15 protein-coding genes are annotated in these 16,219 nt (G+C 43.7%); all 15 read left to right on the top strand.

All coding sequences use genetic code 11. From position 1 onward, the window contains the following. Window positions 1–38 precede the first annotated feature (38 nt). Window positions 39–2,627, top strand: a complete 2,589-nt coding sequence (locus DXB43_RS09595) for a translation factor GTPase family protein (RefSeq protein WP_117842027.1) — start codon at window positions 39–41, stop codon at window positions 2,625–2,627. Window positions 2,628–2,854: 227 nt separating this feature from the next. Then, window positions 2,855–3,148, top strand: coding sequence for a hypothetical protein (locus DXB43_RS09590; protein WP_117842026.1), 294 nt, complete (start codon window positions 2,855–2,857; stop codon window positions 3,146–3,148). A gap of 83 nt (window positions 3,149–3,231) precedes the next feature. After that, entirely contained in the window at window positions 3,232–4,107 is an 876-nt protein-coding gene (gene aroE / locus DXB43_RS09585) for a shikimate dehydrogenase (RefSeq protein ID WP_117842025.1), read from the top strand. A gap of 15 nt (window positions 4,108–4,122) precedes the next feature. After that, window positions 4,123–4,896, top strand: coding sequence for a type I 3-dehydroquinate dehydratase (gene aroD / locus DXB43_RS09580; protein ID WP_117842024.1), 774 nt, complete (start codon window positions 4,123–4,125; stop codon window positions 4,894–4,896). Window positions 4,897–4,957: 61 nt separating this feature from the next. Next, window positions 4,958–5,470: a shikimate kinase gene (locus DXB43_RS09575; RefSeq protein ID WP_022243993.1), complete on the top strand. Its 513-nt coding sequence runs from the start codon at window positions 4,958–4,960 to the stop codon at window positions 5,468–5,470. After that, the gene (locus DXB43_RS09570) at window positions 5,470–6,642 is read left to right on the top strand and encodes a class I SAM-dependent methyltransferase (protein ID WP_330415592.1); all 1,173 of its coding nucleotides are present in this window, start codon (window positions 5,470–5,472) and stop codon (window positions 6,640–6,642) included. The genes DXB43_RS09575 and DXB43_RS09570 overlap by 1 nt, the downstream gene beginning before the upstream one ends. Continuing rightward, window positions 6,620–7,978 carry an RsmF rRNA methyltransferase first C-terminal domain-containing protein gene (locus DXB43_RS09565; protein ID WP_117842023.1) on the top strand — a complete coding sequence of 453 codons (1,359 nt, stop codon included), beginning with the start codon at window positions 6,620–6,622 and terminating at the stop codon, window positions 7,976–7,978. Before DXB43_RS09570 ends, DXB43_RS09565 begins: the two co-directional genes overlap by 23 nt. 157 nt (window positions 7,979–8,135) lie before the next feature. Then, the gene (locus tag DXB43_RS09560; protein ID WP_158561831.1) at window positions 8,136–8,837 is read left to right on the top strand and encodes a phosphatase PAP2 family protein; all 702 of its coding nucleotides are present in this window, start codon (window positions 8,136–8,138) and stop codon (window positions 8,835–8,837) included. Continuing rightward, complete coding sequence (locus DXB43_RS09555; protein WP_117842021.1) at window positions 8,827–9,867, top strand: lysylphosphatidylglycerol synthase transmembrane domain-containing protein; 1,041 nt, start codon at window positions 8,827–8,829, stop codon at window positions 9,865–9,867. The genes DXB43_RS09560 and DXB43_RS09555 overlap by 11 nt, the downstream gene beginning before the upstream one ends. An 8-nt stretch (window positions 9,868–9,875) precedes the next feature. Beyond that, entirely contained in the window at window positions 9,876–10,559 is a 684-nt protein-coding gene (locus DXB43_RS09550; RefSeq protein ID WP_117842020.1) for a CDP-alcohol phosphatidyltransferase family protein, read from the top strand. Window positions 10,560–10,671: 112 nt separating this feature from the next. Continuing rightward, window positions 10,672–11,556, top strand: a complete 885-nt coding sequence (locus DXB43_RS09545; RefSeq protein ID WP_117842019.1) for a phosphatidylserine decarboxylase — start codon at window positions 10,672–10,674, stop codon at window positions 11,554–11,556. Continuing rightward, entirely contained in the window at window positions 11,535–12,290 is a 756-nt protein-coding gene (larB, locus tag DXB43_RS09540) for a nickel pincer cofactor biosynthesis protein LarB (RefSeq protein ID WP_117842018.1), read from the top strand. Before DXB43_RS09545 ends, larB begins: the two co-directional genes overlap by 22 nt. Further along, window positions 12,277–13,593: a nickel pincer cofactor biosynthesis protein LarC gene (gene larC, locus DXB43_RS09535; protein ID WP_117947444.1), complete on the top strand. Its 1,317-nt coding sequence runs from the start codon at window positions 12,277–12,279 to the stop codon at window positions 13,591–13,593. Before larB ends, larC begins: the two co-directional genes overlap by 14 nt. A 27-nt stretch (window positions 13,594–13,620) precedes the next feature. Further along, window positions 13,621–14,967 carry an MATE family efflux transporter gene (locus DXB43_RS09530; protein WP_117947443.1) on the top strand — a complete coding sequence of 449 codons (1,347 nt, stop codon included), beginning with the start codon at window positions 13,621–13,623 and terminating at the stop codon, window positions 14,965–14,967. Further along, window positions 14,964–15,953, top strand: coding sequence for a Gfo/Idh/MocA family protein (locus DXB43_RS09525; RefSeq protein ID WP_117947442.1), 990 nt, complete (start codon window positions 14,964–14,966; stop codon window positions 15,951–15,953). Before DXB43_RS09530 ends, DXB43_RS09525 begins: the two co-directional genes overlap by 4 nt. The last annotated feature ends 266 nt before the right edge of the window (window positions 15,954–16,219 follow it).

Here is a 16,219-nt window from a genome sequence, read left to right as displayed (position 1 = left end):
TACAGCGTAAAAAAATGTCAGAAAGGATACCTTTAAATATGAAGAAGCTGGTAATCGGAATTCTTGCACATGTAGATGCAGGAAAGACAACATTATCGGAAAGTATGTTGTATACAAGCGGAAGCATACGCCATCTGGGAAGAGTGGATAATAAGGATGCATATCTTGACAATAATGCCATGGAGCGGGAGCGTGGAATTACGATTTTCTCAAAGCAGGCAGAATTTTCCTGGAAAGATATGGCAATCACTTTATTGGATACACCGGGGCATGTGGACTTTTCTGCGGAGATGGAGCGGACCCTTAAAGTGCTTGATTATGCAGTGCTGGTCATCAGTGGAGCCGATGGTGTGCAGGGACATACCAGAACGCTGTGGCGTCTGTTAAAACTTTATCAGGTTCCGGTATTCTTATTTATCAATAAAATGGATCAGCCGGGAGCGGATAAAGAGGCTCTTTTATTGGAAATCAAGGAGCATTTGGACAGCAACTGCATTGACTTTACACAGGAGCAGAACGAAGGCTTCTATGAAGAGGCGGCTATGTGCGAAGAAGCAGCCATGGAGAAATTCTTATCGGAAGGAAGTCTTGCGTCCAATGACCTTGCACAAATGATTGCAAAGCGGGGACTTTTCCCCTGCTATTTTGGCTCTGCATTAAAGGTGCAGGGTGTGGAAGAACTGTTAGACGGGCTTTACGAATATGGCAGGACACCGCAGTATCCGGATAAATTTGGTGCTAAAATCTTTAAGATTGCAAGAGAAGAACAGGGAAACCGGCTGACTTATCTTAAAGTGACCGGAGGAACTCTTCGTGTAAAGGACATGCTTAATGGCAAAGCCGGAGAAGAAGAGTGGGCGGAAAAGGTCAATCAGATCCGTATTTATTCCGGAGAAAAATATGAGGCAGTATCCGAGGCGGCAGCAGGTACAGTCTGTGCTGTTACCGGACTGACAAAGACTTATCCGGGAGAAGGACTTGGCATTGAAGAAGAGTCCATACTTCCGGTCTTAGAGCCGGTACGCAGTGTAAAACTGGTTTTGCCGAAGGAAGTTCCGGTGGCGGTCATGCTGCCAAAATTAAAGCAGTTAGAGGAAGAAAATCCGGAATTGCATATTGTATACCGGGAAGAAACCGGAGAGATTCTCATTAAGCTGATGGGCGAAGTACAGCTTGAAATCTTACAGAAACTGGTAAAAGAACGCTACGGCGTAGTAGTGGAATTTGGAGAAGAGAAGATTATTTATAAAGAAACCATCCGCAATACCGTAGAAGGAGTTGGACATTTTGAACCACTGCGGCACTATGCGGAAGTCCACCTTCTGCTGGAGCCGGGGGAGCGCGGAAGCGGACTGTGTTTTCAGACAGACTGCAGTGAAGATATTTTAGATAAAAACTGGCAGCGGCTGATACTGACCCATCTTGCAGAGCGGGAACATAAGGGCGTATTAACCGGTTCTGCCATTACTGATATGAAGATTACCGTAGTGTCCGGCCGGGCACATCCAAAGCATACCGAAAGCGGCGATTTCAGGCAGGCAACTTACCGTGCTATAAGGCAGGGACTGATGGAAGCAGATTCTGTACTGCTTGAGCCTTATTATGCATTTCGTCTGGAAATACCGGAAGAATGTCTGGGTCGTGCAATGCATGATATGGAGCAGCGTAATAGCAGAATGGACGCTCCGCAGATAGAAAATGGAATGGCACTGCTCACCGGAAGCGGTCCGGTATCGAAGCTTTCGGATTATCAGAAGGAATTAAATACCTATGCCAAGGGGCGTGGCAAATTCTTCTGCACATTGCAGGGCTACGAGGTGTGCCAGAATCAGGATGAAGTGGTAGAAGCTATCGGTTATCAGCCGGAGGCAGATTTATATAATACATCAGATTCCGTATTCTGTGCCCACGGAGCGGGCTATCTGGTGCCGTGGTATGAAGTAAAAGAGCACATGCATATGCCATCTGTTTTAGAAGAAGATGGCGGCACAAAAGAAGAACGGATAAAAGTCCATCGTCCCGGCGTAGTAGAGGACTGGGTAGATACCGATGAAATCGATGCTATTTTAGAAAAGACCTTCTATGCCAACCGGCAGGAAGGAAAACGCAAAAACGGTGTTGTGCGAAAACGCAAAGCAGAAAACAATGCACCAACCGTCCGTACTTACCACAAGCCGGAAAAACTGGAACGCTATCTACTGGTGGATGGCTACAATGTAATTTATGCCTGGAAGGATTTACATGAACTGGCAGAAGTGAATCTGGATGGAGCCAGAGGCAAATTGCAGGACATTCTCTGCAACTATCAGGGCATCTTTGGTGGTGAAGTCATTGTGGTGTTTGATGCATACCGCCTGATCGGACATAAGACAGAACAGTTGGACTATCACAATATCCATATTGTCTTTACGAAGGAAGCAGAAACGGCAGACCAGTACATTGAACGCTTTGCCCACGAAGATCACAATCATTATGATGTAACGGTTGCAACCTCCGATGGCTTAGAGCAGATGATTATCCGCGGTCAGGACTGTAAGCTGATATCTGCCCGGGAGTTTGAACAGGAAGTAAAACGGGCGAATAGCACCATGTGGGATAATTACCGGAATGGACAGAATATTTTCTGATAAATATTGCCATGGCATGGAAAAAAAGCTATGATAGAAAAAGAGTTTCACTCGGGTGATTACGATAGAGGAAAACAGGATGCAACCATTGTATCTGCCATTTGACAGATGTTTCTTTTGTAACAGGAAATGTCATCGTTCTAAGACACTGCATTTTGCTTTTGTGATTTAGCCGGTCTTTCCAATGTTTGACAAGATATCTGTACGGTGCGCCGGAATGCGGATGCATGAAGCAGGCTGTTAGGGGCACTTGGAATTTCGTCGGCAAACCGGCAGCACTGGCACAGGGATGTGCCAGTGAGGCGCATCTTAAGCATGGATGCGAATATGCGCCGGTTGCCGGACGAATTCGTAACTTTATCGAAATTCTTAGTGCCCCTTGCAGGTTTGCTGTGGCATCCGCCTCCGGCGGACAGTGCAGATATCCCGTCAAAGCAGGTGGAAAGACAGTCTACTACAAGCAAAATGCGTATCTAAGAACGATAGGACATTTCCTGTTCATCAAAAGAAAACATCGTTAAATGGCAGCAACAATCGTTTGATCGTTGTTTTGCGTTATCGTAATCACCCGAACAGAATCATTTTTAGCAGAAGGAGAAAAGATATGGAAGGAAAAGGAAGAATAACAGGACATACAGGATTATTAGCATTAATCGGTTCCCCGGTAGGACACTCAGGCTCCCCGGCAATGTATAACTATAGCTTTGAAAAATTAGGATTAGATTATGCATACGTAGCATTCGACATAAAAGTAGAAGAAGTAAAGGCAGCCGTGGATGCCATGCGCCTTTTCCACATGCGTGGCTGCAATGTAACGATGCCATGTAAGACAGAAGCTGCAAAATATATGGATGAGCTTTCACCGGCAGCCCGGATTATCGGAGCAGTCAATACCATAGTAAATGAAGATGGAAAATTAATCGGACATATGACAGACGGTGAAGGATTTGTAGGCAATTTAAGAGACCATGGAATTGAGATAAAAGGAAAGAAAATCACAGTAGCAGGAGGCGGCGGAGCAGCCACTGCCATTCAGGTACAGTGTGCGCTGGACGGGGCAAGAGAAATCAGCATTTTCAATATCAAAGATGACTTCTTCGAAAGAACACTGGAAACAGCAGAGAAGATTAGAAAAGAAGTGCCGGGCATTGTGGTAAATGTGTATGACATTGCAGATACTGCAAAGATGACAGAAGAGATTCAAAGCTCTGACATTTTTGCCAATGCAACAATCGTTGGAATGAAACCGATGGAAAAAGAAAGCGTTGTGAAAGATACATCCGCATTCCGTCCGGGACTGGTGGTTGCAGATGCCGTTTATAATCCGGAAGAGACAAGATTACTCCGGGAAGCAAAAGAAGCAGGCTGCACCTGCCTCAATGGAAAAGGAATGTTACTGTGGCAGGGTGTTGCTGCATTCCGCCTGTACACCGGAGAAGAGATGCCGGTACGGGAAGTAAAAGAGAAGTTTTTCCAGTAGGATAAGGAGTAAGAAATGGAGCAGACGGTAGTCAGAATCAGGACATTGGAAATCGGAAGCGGAATGCCAAAGATTTGTGTTCCGGTTGTAGGAAAGACGGAAAAAGAAATATTAGAGGGCGCAGAGCGGGCGAAGGCTGCAAAACCGGATCTGGTGGAATTTCGTGTGGACTGGTATGAAGAAGCTGCAGACAGTAAAAAAGTAGTCGCACTGTTAGAAAAGCTTCGCAAATGTTTGGGAGAACTGCCGGTTTTATTTACCTTCCGAAGCAGCAGGGAAGGCGGAGAAGCTGCCTTAAGCGACGGAGCATATCAAAGCTTAAATGAAGCTGCAATTGCATCCGGGTTTGTGGACTGCGTGGATGTGGAATTATTTTTCGGGGATGCTGTTGTAAAGGCAGTAGTAGCGGCAGCACATAGCAATAATGTAAAAGTCATTGCATCCAATCATGATTTTGAAAAAACACCGGCAGCAGAAGAACTCCTTGCCAGACTTCAGAAAATGGAAGCACTTGGCGCAGATATTCCAAAGATTGCCGTTATGCCACAAAGCAGCAAGGATGTTTTAACACTGCTTACGGTAACGGAAAGCTGGAGGGAAACAGGGAAGACACCTGTTATTACCATGTCTATGGCAGGAAAGGGCTTAATCAGCCGTCTTTGCGGAGAAATCTTTGGCTCGGCAGTTACCTTTGGCGCAGCCGGAAAGAGCAGCGCACCGGGACAGATAGATGCAGAAGAACTGCGGCGGATATTGGAAATCATACATCAGAATAGCAATAGACAGTAAAAATAATAGAGAAGAATTTTAATCGATATTTGGAATCATACATATGGAAAGGAATTAGAAAATGGCAGAGAATATTTTTCTGATTGGATTTATGGGAGCCGGGAAAAGCACCATAGCAAAAGTATTAAAAGAGAAATTAAATGTTCCTCTTTGCGAAATGGATGAAATGATTGCAGAGCAGCAGAAAATGGCTATCTCTGACATTTTTGCACAGTATGGTGAAACACATTTCAGAGATTTGGAGACACAGCTTGTAAAAGATATTTCAGAAAAAGACGGTGTCATCGTATCCTGCGGTGGCGGTGCAGTGCTGCGGGAAGAAAATGTATCTTTTATGAAAGAAAATGGCAGAATCGTTCTGTTGTCTGCTACACCGGAAACCATTTATGAGAGAGTCCGCTACAGCAAGGACCGCCCGATTTTAAATGGCCATATGAATGTGGAGTACATCCGTGAACTGATGGAAAAACGCCGTAGCCGTTATGAAAGTGTTGCAGACCTTGCGGTGGCAACAGACGGCAGGAGTGCAGAGACAATCGCAGATGAGATTATTGCAAAGTTAAGAGAAGCATAATGGAAATGAGAGAGTATATAGAAGCAATCGCAGAAAGCTGCAGGAAGCTGATTATCAGTAAGCCTGCCACAAAGCAGGAAGAGTATCGTAAAATTATCGTACAGAAAAAGGAAGCCTTTTTCCAGATGGAAAAATATACGGACAAGCAGGTATTTCATGAGAATCTGTCCGTAGAAGAATTAGAGGCAGCATTGGAAGAACTGATGCAGAATCATTTTCGCCAGCTCAATGGATTTGATACAGAAGCAGAGCATATTCTTCTGGTATCCAAAAAGGGAGTGCCATCTTATAAAAGGAAAAAGCTGCAGAATGCAGTAAATGAGACTGCAACCCATAACCGGAAGAAAAATTATCTCTTAGAAGAAGGTAAGGTCATTCCGCCGTTGGTGGATATGGGAATTTTTACCACAGAGGGTAAAATTGTCCGTACCATGTATGATAAGTTTAAGCAGATTAACCGTTTTATTGAAATCATCGATGATTATGTGAAGGACTGTAAAAAAGAGAAACTTCATATCATTGATTTCGGCTGCGGTAAGTCCTATCTTACTTTTATTATGTACTACTACTTTACGGAAGTGCGCAAGATTCCGGTAGAGATTGTGGGATTGGATTTAAAGAAAGATGTCATAGAAAAATGTAATCAGGCAGCAAAAAAATACGGATATGACACCCTGCATTTTGAACTGGGAGATATCAATGGCTACAAAGCACCGTTCCCGGTGGATATTGTAGTATCTTTGCATGCCTGCGATACCGCAACGGATTTTGCCTTATACAATGCCATCAGCTGGGATGCGGAAATGATTTTCTCCGTGCCATGCTGCCAGCATGAATTAAATGAGCAGATGGAGAGCGAAAAGCTGCATCTGATGACCCGTTATGGCATTATCAAAGAGCGTTTTGCAGCACTGACAACGGATGCAATCCGTGCCAACCTCTTAGAGTGCTGCGGATACAAGAGCCAGGTCTTAGAATTTGTGGATTTGTCCCATACGCCAAAGAATCTTCTGATCCGGGCGAGAAAGGCAAAGATTTCAAAGGAGCATAAGCAGAAGCTTTTAAAAGAAGTGGATGCCATGTGCGAAGAATTCCAGTTAAAACCGTTACTCTACGGATTACTGCAAGTGGATGAAGGGAGAAATACGGATGCATTCAGAACAGGAAAATAATAGTTTCCCGGCAGAGTTTTTAGAGAGAATGAAGGAAATGTTAGGGGAAGAGTATCCTGCATTTTTTGAAAGCTTAGGGCAGGAGCGGCAGCAGTCGTTCCGGATTAATACAGGGAAAACCAGTGTATCAGAATTTTTACAACAGACAGATTGGAAGCTAAAACCGGTTCCATGGTGTGAGACCGGTTTTTATTATGGAAAAGAGATTCGTCCGGGAAAACATCCTTATCACAATGCCGGTGTGTATTATATTCAGGAGCCATCGGCAATGGTACCGGCAGAATGTCTTAAGGCACAGCCGGGGGATATCATCTTAGATCTCTGTGCAGCTCCCGGTGGAAAGAGTACCCAGATTGCGGCAGCTATGAAGGGGGAAGGAATCTTAATCTGTAATGAGATTCATCCGGCGAGAGCGAAGATTTTATCTGAAAATATAGAGCGGATGGGAATCAAAAACGCACTGGTATTAAATGAGACACCGGAGCATCTGTCAGAGCGTTTTCCAGGCTGCTTTGATAAAATCATGGTGGATGCACCATGTTCCGGGGAAGGCATGTTCCGGAAGAATGAAGAGGCCGGAAATGAGTGGAGCCTTGACAATGTGAAGCTGTGTGCCGACCGGCAGGACGGTATCTTAGACTGTGCGTATGAGATGTTAAGACCCGGCGGCAGGATGGTATATTCCACCTGCACCTTTGCACCGGAAGAGGATGAAGGGAGCGTGCACCGTTTCTTAGAACGTCATCCGGACTGCCAGATTGCAGAAGGAATTGACAGTGACGGCTTCATTCATGACAAAGAAGGCTGCATCCGACTGTTTCCGCATAAAATCGAAGGCGAAGGACATTTTGCAGCAGTGATAACGAAAGCAGGCGAAGGTTATGGCGGCTTTGGACTGACGGAAAAGGGCATAAAGGAAAAAGACTGCCCGGAATATCTTTCTTTTGTAAAAGAGAGTTTAAAAGAAAAACCTCAGGGAGCATTGCTTAAATTTGGAGAGCAGCTCTATCTGCTGCCGGAAGGATTTCCTGCTTTAAAGGGGCTGAAGGTATTACGGCCGGGACTGCATCTTGGCACCTTAAAAAAGAACCGTTTTGAACCATCCCATGCACTGGCACTTGCCATGCAGCCGCAAGAGGCATTTCATGTTGCCATGCTTTCTTCTGACAGCCAGGAAATCAGACAGTATCTGATGGGACAGACTTTTTCATGGGGAGGAGAAAAGGGCTGGTATTTAATCTGCGTAGATGGCTACAGCATCGGCTGGGGCAAGCTGGCAGGTGGAATCATGAAGAATCATTATCCGAAAGGGCTTCGTATGGTGGATATTATCTGAAAAGAGAGAATCTGAAAAAAGCTGCTTAAAATAAAACAAAATTAAGGAAATATTAATAAACACTGGGAATATCTGCTTGTGATTTAAAGGAAAATCGAATATGATTATTAAGTCGGAAAAAATAGAAAGTTAGAAAATTATGTGTGAAGAGACAAAGTTGGGAAAATTTTATCAAAAATACATAGCAAAATGGATACCATCATACGGACCACTGCCATTGGCATGGTGTGCCATTTTTAATACCATTATTTATTGGGGCACCCAGAGGCTGATGGCAAATGCAAAGCATTATGACCTGACCAGCAATCTGGACAGGAGTATTCCTTTTGTAAAAGAGTGGATTATTCTGTATGTTTTATTTTTTGCGTTCAGTTTAATAAATTATATTCTGGTATCGAGAGAAGATAAGGAAACATTTTTCCGTTTTGCAACAGCGGATATGTTGTCAAGAGTAATCTGCTGTATCTTCTTTATATTGCTTCCAACCACGAATATCAGACCGGAAGTGACAGGGCATGATTTCTGCAGCTGGCTGGTACGTTTTATCTATGCATCGGATGCACCGACGAATCTCTTTCCATCCATCCATTGTCTGGTAAGCTGGTTCTGCTTCATCGGGGTAAGAAAGAGCCGTAAGATACCGGGCTGGTACAAAGGATGTTCTTTTGTGATGGCAGCATTAATTTGTGCATCCACCCAGTTTACCAAACAGCATTACATGATTGACCTGGTAGCAGGCATTTTTCTGGCAGAATTCTGCTGGTTTGTATCAAAGCATACCGGAATGTACCGTCCGGTAATGAAAGTTTTTGATAAAATCGGAAGAAAGATATTCGGGGTGAAGCATTATGATGAGTAAGAAAAAAGGAATACTAAATGCAGTTTTTCTTATTACCGTATTTGCAATTACCATATATGCAATCTTTCATGGACAGGATTTAGGTGAATTGTTCGGCTATATCCGGAATACGGATTACCGGTACTGGCTTGTTGCGGTGGTCTGCGTGGTATTCTTTATCTGCAGTGAATCTGTTATTATATTTTATATGATGCGAAGCATCCGGCAGAAGATAAAACTTATGCATTGTTTCCTGTATTCCTTTGTTGGATTCTTTTTCAGCTGTATTACACCATCGGCAACCGGAGGACAGCCGGCACAGATTTATTATATGAAAAAGGATAAGCTGTCCATACCGGTATCGACACTGGTTTTAATGATTGTAACCATTACTTATAAACTGGTGCTTGTGGTGATTGGCGCATTGGTTGTAATCATTCGTCCGGCACAGATTATGCATTATCTTGAGCCGGTGCTGGGATGGTGTTATCTGGGACTTTTATTAAATGTCTTTTGTGTGGCATTTATGATGTTTCTGGTTTTCCATCCGACACTGGCAGCTAATATGATGGATGCCATCATAAGAGGACTTGGCAAAATTCATCTGATGAAGCGTACTGAATATTACCGGGAAAAAATGGCAAATGCCATGAAGCAGTATCAGGATGTGGCAGGATATTTCCGTACCCATAAATTGGTCGTAACCAATGTATTTCTGATTACCGTAGTGCAAAGACTGTTACTCTTTTTTGTAACATATCTGACCTGCCGTTCCTTCGGAATCAATGGAACAGGGATGGTAACCATTGTTGTATTACAGGGAATGATTTCCGTTGCGGTGGATATGCTTCCGTTACCGGGAGGAATGGGAATCAGTGAATCACTGTTTTTATCTATTTTTGCACCAATCTGCGGCACACTGACATTGCCGGCGATGGTGGTAAGCAGGGGACTCAGTTATTACACAGAATTAATTTTAAGCGCAGTTATGACAGTCGTAGCACATTTTACGATAGGAAGACCGCATAAACAGAAGAGGGAAGAAAGGTAGAGGGAAAAATGATAGGTTTTTATGATTATACAGTAGTACTTACATATATTAGTCTGATGTGTTCTGTTTTTGGAATTACTCAGGCAATTGGAGGACATTACAGAACAGCAATTATCTGTCTGGCATTATCCGGATTATTTGATATGTTTGATGGAAAGATTGCAAGAACCAAAAAGAACCGTACTGATGATGAAAAATTATTTGGCGTACAGATTGATTCCCTTTGCGATGTAGTCTGCTTTGGTGCGTTCCCGGCAGTAATCTGTTATGTGCTTGGTGTAAGAGGTATTCTTGGAACCATTGTTCTGGCATATTATTGTGTCTGCTCCGTGATTCGTCTTGGATTCTTTAATGTGTTGGAAACCAACCGCCAGAGAGTAGAAGAGGGTGCCAATAAATATTATCACGGACTGCCGATTACAACGATGGCAATCGTACTGCCACTGGCATTTATGCTGAACTTTGTAATTGCAGAGCGTGAATTCAGTGTGTTACTGCTCTTTGTTTTGGCAGTAGTTGGCACCTTATTTATTGTAGATTTTAAATTGAAAAAGCCATCCAATGCATTTCTTGCAGTTTTGGTTATCCTTGTGGCATGTGCAGTAATTGCAATCTTCCTATTCTCAAAATATCATATTTCGCTGTGCTTTCCGGGACTGGAGAATTCCATTTTAGATCGTCTGATGCGGTAGAAATTGTGTCGGATGAGACCAGCATTATGTTCAATGAGCCGGAAATGGGATGTAACGTGACAGAAAATGCGTAACATTTCCTGCAATAAGGAAAAATGAGGAGGAAACGAGGATGCGTTGTGTAGATCGGAATGGAAATGAAATTGGTGAGAATGCAGCACAGGGCAGAGTGTTAAAGGCATTGTATGAGACGGCTGCCGGAAGAATTTTACTTGGAATTTTAGTGAAACCTTTTGTTTCCAAAGCAGGTGGATTCCTTTTGAACCAGCCGGTATCAAAGGCTGCAATTGCACCATTTATAAAAAAGAATCATATAAATATGACAGATTATGAGGAACGGGAATACCGTTCCTATAATGATTTTTTTACCAGAAAAATCAAGCCGGGACACCGGAAATTTGACCGTGTTAAGGAGAATTTCTGTGCACCCTGCGACAGCAGGCTCAGTATATATCCCATTACAGCAGAGGGAAAAGTCCGCGTCAAGGATACGGAATATACCATGGAGAGCCTTTTCCGCAGCGGGAAAATCGCCCGTCATTATGAGGGCGGAACCCTTTGTATTTTCCGTCTGACGGTAGATGATTATCATCATTACAGCTTTGTGGATGATGGCAGAATGGGGTACATCTATAGGATTCCGGGTGTTTTTCATACGGTCAATCCGCTGGCGGGAGAAATATATCCGATTTATAAGGAAAATACCAGAGAATTTTCTGTGCTGAAAAGTCAGCATTTTGGCAATATTTTAATGATGGAAGTGGGCGCACTTATGGTAGGCAGAATCTGTAATGAGAAAGAAAACTGCCCGGTGCACCGTGGAGAAGAAAAAGGTAAATTTGAATTTGGCGGTTCTACGGTAATTTTGTGCCTGGAAAAAGACAGGGTAGAACTGGACGCAGATATTGTGTATAATTCCAATAAAGGAGTCGAGACGAAAGTCCGGCAGGGGGAAAAGATTGGAAGGATGTCAGAATGGAAGCGCATGAAGTATTAGAACAGGTGAAAAGCGGAAAGATGACCGTAGAAGAAGCGGAGCAGTTTTTTAAAAGGGAACCGTTTGAAGAGATGGGCTATGCAAAGATAGACAGCCATCGGAAAATGCGTTCCGGTTTTGCAGAAGTGGTATTCTGTCAGGGAAAACGGGATGAGTTTCTTCTTGAAATCTTTCAGAGAATATACAAGGATGAAGGCGAGGTCATGGGAACCAGGGCGTCTTTGGCACAGTATGAGCTGTTGCACAAGGAATTACCGCAGGTTACCTATGACCCTGTTTCTCGTATATTAAAAATTGAAAAAAAGGATAAAAAACGCAGTGGACTGATAGCGGTATGTACGGCTGGAACGGCAGATATTGCAGTGGCAGAAGAGGCTGCGCAGACGGCAGAGTTTTTCGGAGCCAATGTGGAACGTATTTATGATGTGGGAGTCAGTGGAATTCACCGTCTCCTTTCACGGCTTGAGGTAATCCAGAAAGCCAACTGTGTTGTTGCAGTGGCTGGCATGGAAGGAGCACTGGCAAGCGTTTTAGGCGGACTGGTAAGCAGGCCGGTAATCGGTGTACCAACCTCCGTAGGCTATGGAGCGAATATGGGAGGCATTTCTGCATTGCTTACCATGATTAATTCCTGTGCCAATGGTGTTGCAGTGGTAAATATTGATAATGGTTATGGTGCAGGCTATCTTGCAACACAGATAAACAGACTGGGGGTACATGATGAAGAAGCGTAGTTTATATCTGGACTGCCATACCGGAATCAGTGGTGATATGGTAGTGGCAGCTTTACTGGATGCAGGAGCAGACAGAGAAGTCTTAGAAACTGTTTTAAGGAGCATTCCGGTATCCGGCTTTGGGATTGCAATCAGCAGAGTACAAAAGGCGGCCCTGTCGGCATGTGATTTTAAGGTCATCTTAGATGCCGCCCATGAGAATCATGATCATGATATGAAGTATTTATATGGGAAGGAAGAATCGCACGCACATGGAGGGCATTTCCATTCGGAAGAATCACATACCTATGGAGAGCATTCCCATTCGGAAGAATCATACACCCATGGGGAACATCATCATCACGAACACCGCGGTCTGACGGAAATTTATTCCATAATCGATGGCACGAATATGCTTGATAGTGCCAGGACACTTGCTAAGAAAATATTTAGGATTTTAGCAGAAGCGGAAGCAAAAGCCCATGGTGTTCCGGTGGAAGAAGTACATTTTCATGAAGTGGGAGCCTTGGATTCAATCGTAGATATTATTGCAGCGGCAGTTTGTGTTGATAATCTTGGAGTAGATGAGGTCATTATTCCTGCCCTGTGGGAAGGGGAAGGAACGGTGCGCTGCCAGCATGGAATCCTGCCGGTGCCGGTTCCGGCAGTGACTAACATAGTGATGGAATATGGAATCCCGCTTGGAAAAATCGGTGAACCGGGAGAATATGTGACTCCGACAGGGGCTGCAATTGCAGCGGCTATCTGTACGTCAGGAGAGCTGCCGGAATGTTACCGGATTGTGGGAAACGGACTGGGCGCCGGAAAGCGGGACTATAAGCGGCCGGGACTGCTCCGGGCATTGCTGCTGGAAACAGAAGAACCGGTCTATGAAAGTGATTCTATTTTAAAACTGGAATGTAATATCGATGACTGTACCGGGGAAGCACTGGGCTATGCCATGGAGCTTTTACTGGAAAATGGCGCAAGAGATGTCCATTATATACCGGTCTATATGAAGAAAAACCGCCCGGCATATCAGTTGACAGTAATCTGCAGGAAAGAAGACCGGGAAAAATTGGAAGCAATTATATTTCGTGAGACAACAACCATTGGAATCCGCTATGTAGAAATGGTGCGGACGATTCTGCCAAGAAGGACAGAAAGGCGGCAGACCTCCTACGGTGAGGTGACGGTTAAAATATGTGAGGGTGAAGGAGAAGTGCGTATTACTCCGGAGTATGAATCCATCCGGGAGATATGCAGAGAGAGAGGACTTTCTTTTCAGAAGGTATATGATGATGTATTGCAGGAGTTGAGATAAGGATACGAAAAGGATGAGGTTAAAAGGATGCATACGAAAACAGATTTGTTAAAAGGCAATATTTTAAAATCTTTGATTTTATTTGCAATTCCACTTATTATTTCCAATTTATTTCAGCAGCTCTATAATGCGGCAGATACCATGATAGTAGGCCATTTTCTGGGTGATGAATCGCTGGCAGCAATCGGTGCATGTGCAGCGGTTTATGAACTGCTGGTAGGATTTGCACTGGGGTTTGGAAATGGACTTAGCATGGTAGTGGCAAGAAGCTTTGGTGTAGGAGATAAAGACTTGTTAAAGCGTGCAGTTGCAGGCTCTTTGGTAATTGGAGCAGCGGTGACGGTTGGTGTAATGCTGATTGCACAGATTGGACTTCGTCCGCTTCTGGTCTTGTTACATACACCATCAGAAATCATTGAGGAATCCTATTCTTATATTTATATTGTAACAATCTGTGTTGGAGTAATGTTTGCATATAATCTGTTGTCCGGATTGCTTCGTGCAATTGGAAACAGTTTTATGCCGCTGGCATTTCTGATTATTTCGTCCGTTATCAATATTGTACTGGATGTTCTTTTTATTACACAGTTTCAGATGGGAATCCGCGGTGCAGCAGTGGCAACGGTGGTAGCACAGGGAATTTCTGCAGTATTATGTGCCCTTTATATTATGAAAAAATGTAAGATTTTAATACCGGCACGGGAGCATTTTAAAGTAGATGGACCACTTTACCTGGAACTGACAGGCCAGGGGCTTTCCATGGGCTTTATGTTAGCCATTGTATCTGCAGGAACAGTAATCCTGCAATATGCTATCAATCAGCTGGGTTATCTGATTATTGCGGGACATACAGCAGCACGAAAATTAAACAGTTTTTGTTCGTTGCCATTAATGCCACTGGCAATGGCAACAGCAACCTTTGTATCCCAGAACCGGGGAGCAGACCAGCGTGACCGTATCCTTAAGGTAGTACGGTATGCCATGATACTGTCTGTTGGCTGGGCAGTATTTATTACCGTTATTGTTGCATTTGCCGCACCTTCCCTGATTGCATTGCTCTCCGGCTCATCCGAAAGTGTAGTTCTTGAAAATGGTGCCAGATATATCCGCTGGAATACACCGTTTTATTCGGTTCTTGGAATTCTTATGGTACTTCGAAATGTGTTACAGGGACTTGGTAAAAAGGTAGTGCCACTGGTTTCAAGCATGATAGAGCTGGTAGGAAAAATTGCATTTGTTCTATTGTTTATCCCAATCTTGAAATATTTTGGTGTAATTATCTGTGAGCCGGTTATCTGGTGCCTGATGTGTATACAGCTTGTCATATCTTATTACAGAGACCCGTATATACGTGGAAAGGAAGAAAAGAAATGAAGCTTGGAATCGTAGGAACAGGAACTATCGTAGAAGAAGTGCTTCCGGTATTAAAACAGGTAAAAGGGCTTTCCTGCTATGGAATTTGTGGAACAAAGCGCAGTGAAGCAAAAGCAGAAAAACTAAAAGAACAGTATCAGATGAAGCTTGCAGTAAGTGATTATGAAAAACTTCTGGATTCGGAAATTGATACCGTCTACATCGCTGTGCCAAATCTTTGGCATTTTGAAATGGCAAGAGAAGCTATCCTCCATGGAAAACATGTTATTGTAGAAAAACCCATGACAGCCAATGAAAGACAAGCGGAGGAGCTTTGTGCCCTTGCAAAGAAGCAGGGAGTATTTTTGTTTGAAGCCATTACTACAAGGTATCAGTCGAACTATCAGTTTATCAAAGAGCAGTTACCGACGATTGGCAAAATTAAAATGGCAGTCTGCAATTTCAGCCAATATTCCAGAAAATATGACCGTTTCCAGAATGGAGAAAACATTCCTGTTTTTGATGCAAAGCAGGCAGGTGGAGCTTTGATGGATTTAAACTTATATAATATCCAGTATTTAGAAGGCTTGTTTGGAGAACCGCAGTCTGTGCATTATACCGCAAACATGGAAAAAGGAATTGACACCAGCGGTGTTGCAATTTTATCTTATCCCGGCTTTCAGGCAGTTGCAATAGGTGCAAAGGACTGTCAGGGACAGCCGGAATATCGCATTGAAGGAAGCGAAGGCTACATTGCCCAGAACAGCCCGTGTAATGTCTGCGGCGCAGTGACCATCCATTACCGGGATGGAAGAGAGGTATCCTATGATGGAAATGGAGATGCACACCGGATGTATGCAGAGTTTGTTTCCTTTGTAAATGAGATAGCATCAAAGGACACTGAAACCTGCTACGAAATGCTCGACCACAGCCTTGCGGTCAGCCGGATACTGACCCGGGCAAGAGCGGATGCCGGAATTGTATTTCCGTGTGATGAAAAAAATTGAAAATGTATTTGCTTTATTTATAAGGATTCCCTATTGGTATTTGACTGATGGGGAATTTTTTTTTACAGGAAATTGCTTTCCTGTAAAGTAAAAAACGTTCCGCGGGGATACGCATTGCGGCATATAAGGTAGATATCGCAAGCGACCGCAGCAGGCGCGGGAATGTGCCAAGTATCCCTAAGAAGCTGTAGCTGACATGTTTTGTAAGGAAAAATATTTTGGCCAGATATGATTTAGTCAAGTATACTTTAGTCAATCGTACTTGA

It is taken from the genome of Roseburia sp. OM04-10BH, from assembly GCF_003462605.1.
Taxonomy (GTDB): Bacteria; Bacillota; Clostridia; order Lachnospirales; family Lachnospiraceae; genus Roseburia_C; species Roseburia_C amylophila.
Note: the sequence above shows the minus strand (reverse complement) of the source record. Positions and strands in the feature narration are given on the sequence as shown.

Excerpts from the sequence above, each read along its gene's own strand:
- DXB43_RS09595 (WP_117842027.1), top strand. The coding sequence starts at position 39 with ATGAAGAAGCTGGTAATCGGAATTCTTGCACATGTAGATGCAGGAAAG.
- DXB43_RS09590 (WP_117842026.1), top strand. The coding sequence starts at position 2,855 with ATGAAGCAGGCTGTTAGGGGCACTTGGAATTTCGTCGGCAAACCGGCA.
- aroE (WP_117842025.1), top strand. The coding sequence starts at position 3,232 with ATGGAAGGAAAAGGAAGAATAACAGGACATACAGGATTATTAGCATTA.
- aroD (WP_117842024.1), top strand. The coding sequence starts at position 4,123 with ATGGAGCAGACGGTAGTCAGAATCAGGACATTGGAAATCGGAAGCGGA.
- DXB43_RS09575 (WP_022243993.1), top strand. The coding sequence starts at position 4,958 with ATGGCAGAGAATATTTTTCTGATTGGATTTATGGGAGCCGGGAAAAGC.
- DXB43_RS09570 (WP_330415592.1), top strand. The coding sequence starts at position 5,470 with ATGGAAATGAGAGAGTATATAGAAGCAATCGCAGAAAGCTGCAGGAAG.
- DXB43_RS09565 (WP_117842023.1), top strand. The coding sequence starts at position 6,620 with ATGCATTCAGAACAGGAAAATAATAGTTTCCCGGCAGAGTTTTTAGAG.
- DXB43_RS09555 (WP_117842021.1), top strand. The coding sequence starts at position 8,827 with ATGATGAGTAAGAAAAAAGGAATACTAAATGCAGTTTTTCTTATTACC.
- DXB43_RS09550 (WP_117842020.1), top strand. The coding sequence starts at position 9,876 with ATGATAGGTTTTTATGATTATACAGTAGTACTTACATATATTAGTCTG.
- DXB43_RS09545 (WP_117842019.1), top strand. The coding sequence starts at position 10,672 with ATGCGTTGTGTAGATCGGAATGGAAATGAAATTGGTGAGAATGCAGCA.
- larB (WP_117842018.1), top strand. The coding sequence starts at position 11,535 with ATGGAAGCGCATGAAGTATTAGAACAGGTGAAAAGCGGAAAGATGACC.
- larC (WP_117947444.1), top strand. The coding sequence starts at position 12,277 with ATGAAGAAGCGTAGTTTATATCTGGACTGCCATACCGGAATCAGTGGT.
- DXB43_RS09530 (WP_117947443.1), top strand. The coding sequence starts at position 13,621 with ATGCATACGAAAACAGATTTGTTAAAAGGCAATATTTTAAAATCTTTG.
- DXB43_RS09525 (WP_117947442.1), top strand. The coding sequence starts at position 14,964 with ATGAAGCTTGGAATCGTAGGAACAGGAACTATCGTAGAAGAAGTGCTT.